Here is a 2,445-nt window from a genome sequence, read left to right as displayed (position 1 = left end):
GCTTGTTCCGCTTGTCGCCCTGCCCGAAGTACGCGGTCGCCGAGTGCACGAAGTCGGCTCGGTAGACGATGAGGCGGTTGAAGACGTTCTCCACCTCCATGTCCTGCGTCCACGCGTTGGCGGGCAGCTTCGTCACGCCGAAGGCCTGGGTGAGGTTGACGCAGCCGGGAGGGCAGGTGTTGCCGCCCAGGCCGCCGCCGGGCATGCGCAGCCGGTAGAAGGACGTGCCCACGTGCCTCACGGGCGGCTTCGGGTGCAGGTAGATGACGCCCGCGAAGTCGCACAGCGCCAGCGAGTCCACGTGCGGCTTCGCGGTGGACTCCTTCTCCCCTACGAGCTGCACGTGGTTGTGGGACAGCGCGCCCTGGGACGGGGCCTCCTGCTTGAGGGCGCGCACGCCGGCCTGTTCGCGGATCCACTGCTCGATGGGGGCCAGCTCCGCGGGCGTGAGCGCATGGGGGGCGCGGATGCCGGGCCAGATTTCAGGCCGCCACGGGGCGCCCATCGTCCAGTCCTCGCGGGCCAGGTTGCGCTCGTAGACCTCCAGCGCGTTGGGCAGGGCGTTGTCCTTGATCCAGTAGTCCCGTCCCAGCTTCGGCTTCCGATAGGGAAGCACGTCGCGGACGGCCGACTCCGGGCGCCGTTGTTCGAGCATGAGCGATTGCCGCCTTCCTGCTCACGCGGTCAGCAAGAACCCTGCCGTGTTTCACGTGTGTTTCATGCCTCGAGCCGGGGCTTTCTGCCCCATCCGACCAGGGGGCTCGCCACACCGGGGCGTTTTGCCCCAGGGTCAATCACCCCGGAGGGCCGTCGTCGTGAGTCTTCGCCCGGGATGACGACTGCTGATCATCCCGGCGCGCTTCTGTCGGGAACCCATGTGCACCTGCCCTGGATGGACATCCAAAAGACAGACACTGGATGCATTCGGGGCGTTGGAGGCGGAAATGGCCGGGTGGGATAGGGTTTCCAGACACTCTGGGTAATCCCCGCAAAGAATGCCATGTCCGTATTGGAAGGTTTTGTCATCATGGTCCCGCGCGGAAACGGAGCTCGGGGGGCACTTCCATGGCTGACAAAGAGATGCAGACGTTCGCGGAGCTGGTCATCCAATTCCGTTCAGGGCTCTTGAAGCACGCCCAGCGCATCCTGGGGAATGCGGCGGACGCGGAGGACCTGGTGCAGCACGCGCTGGACGAGGCGTGGAAGGAGCGGCTGCACCTGCAGGGGCCGGAGGCCTTCCGGGCGTGGACGGGGCGGGTCATCAACACGCGGGCCATCAGCCTGTTGCGCCACCACCGCGCGGAGCAGCGCAAGGCGGTGAACGCGGGCTGGGTGACGGTGCTGGCGGACGACCCTGAGGAGGCCGAGGGCTGCGAGCTCTGGACCTTCATCCAGGAGAAGGACCTGCGCGAAGCGGTGGAGCGCCTCCCGCCGCAGCAGCGGGAGGTCTTCCACCTGCGAGCGCAGGGGCGCTCCTACGTGAGCATTGGAGCCCAGGTGGGCCGCTCCACGGGCACGGTGGGCTGGTGGCTCCATCAGGTGCGCGAACAGCTGCGCGAGCGGCTCCAGCCCATCGCGGAGGAGCGCCGGCTCTCCGTGGGCACGTGGCACTGAGGTCTCAGGTGTTGGCCGCCCGCGCGGCCAGCAGCGCTGGTCCCACGGCCTTCTCCTCCGGGAGGGGCAGGGGCGTGGCCTCCGCGCGCAGCAGCGGCAGTCCGTGCGGCTGGGCCTGGAGGTAGGCCACCAGCTTCTCGCGCACCAGGCAGCGCAGGTCGAACGCCTTGCCGGAGTCCGCGGCGCTCACCAGGGCGCGCAGCTTCATGGTGCGCTCGCTCAGGTCCGTCACCTGGAGCCCCTGCACCTTGCCGTCCCACAGCCCCTTGGACTCCTGCTCCAGGATGCGCTTGAGCTCCGCGCGCACCGCCGGCACGTCCGTGCGGAAGTCCACGTACAGCTCCGCCGTGCCCAGGATCTCCGGCGACACCTTGCTCCAGTTCTGGAACGGCTTCTCCAGGAACTGGGTGATGGGGATGACCAGCCGGCGCAGGTCCCACACCTTCACGACCACGTAGGTGAGGGTGATCTCCTCGATCCACCCCCACTCGTTCTCGATGATGACCGTGTCGCCAATGCGCATGGGCTGCGTGATGGACAGCTGGATGCCCGCGAACAGCGTGGACAGCGACTTCTGCGCGGCCAGACCAATGGCCAGGCCCGCGATGCCCGCGGACGCCAGCAGCGACACGCCCACGTTGCGCACCGCCTCGAACTGGAGGAGCAGCAGCGACGCGGCCACCAGCACCACCGCCACCTCCACCACGCGCCGCAGGATGGCCAGCTGCGTGCGCAGGCCACGCACCCTCGCCACGTCCGTGCCCTCCGGTGACTTCGCGACCTTGTCCTCCAGGAAGCGCGCGGCCCGGGTGAGGAAGCGCAGCACGAACA

The 2,445-nt window shown here is 68.5% G+C and carries 3 protein-coding genes; 1 reads left to right on the top strand and 2 read right to left on the bottom strand.

Going from position 1 to position 2,445, the window contains the following annotated elements; all coding sequences use genetic code 11:
* Positions 1 to 655 (bottom strand): DUF6445 family protein (locus tag D7Y15_RS43050; protein ID WP_121756182.1); only part of this gene is annotated, 655 nt, incomplete at its 3' end.
* A gap of 410 nt (positions 656 to 1,065) precedes the next feature.
* On the opposite strand from D7Y15_RS43050, the gene D7Y15_RS43045 reads away from it, so the two are divergent.
* A complete protein-coding gene (locus D7Y15_RS43045; protein ID WP_158624586.1) occupies positions 1,066 to 1,614 on the top strand; it encodes an RNA polymerase sigma factor in 549 nt (182 codons plus the stop codon).
* A gap of 4 nt (positions 1,615 to 1,618) precedes the next feature.
* On the opposite strand, the gene D7Y15_RS43040 is transcribed toward D7Y15_RS43045, so the two are convergent.
* A partial coding sequence (locus tag D7Y15_RS43040; protein WP_148713040.1) for a mechanosensitive ion channel family protein occupies positions 1,619 to 2,445 on the bottom strand: 827 nt, incomplete at its 5' end.

The sequence above is a fragment of the Corallococcus sp. AB030 genome (assembly GCF_003668965.1).
In the GTDB taxonomy this organism is placed as follows: Bacteria; Myxococcota; Myxococcia; order Myxococcales; family Myxococcaceae; genus Corallococcus; species Corallococcus exiguus.
Note: the sequence above shows the minus strand (reverse complement) of the source record. Positions and strands in the feature narration are given on the sequence as shown.

Bases quoted from the DNA above. Each gene is read 5' to 3' on its own strand.
- D7Y15_RS43045 (WP_158624586.1), top strand. From the start codon at position 1,066: ATGGCTGACAAAGAGATGCAGACGTTCGCGGAGCTGGTCATCCAATTC.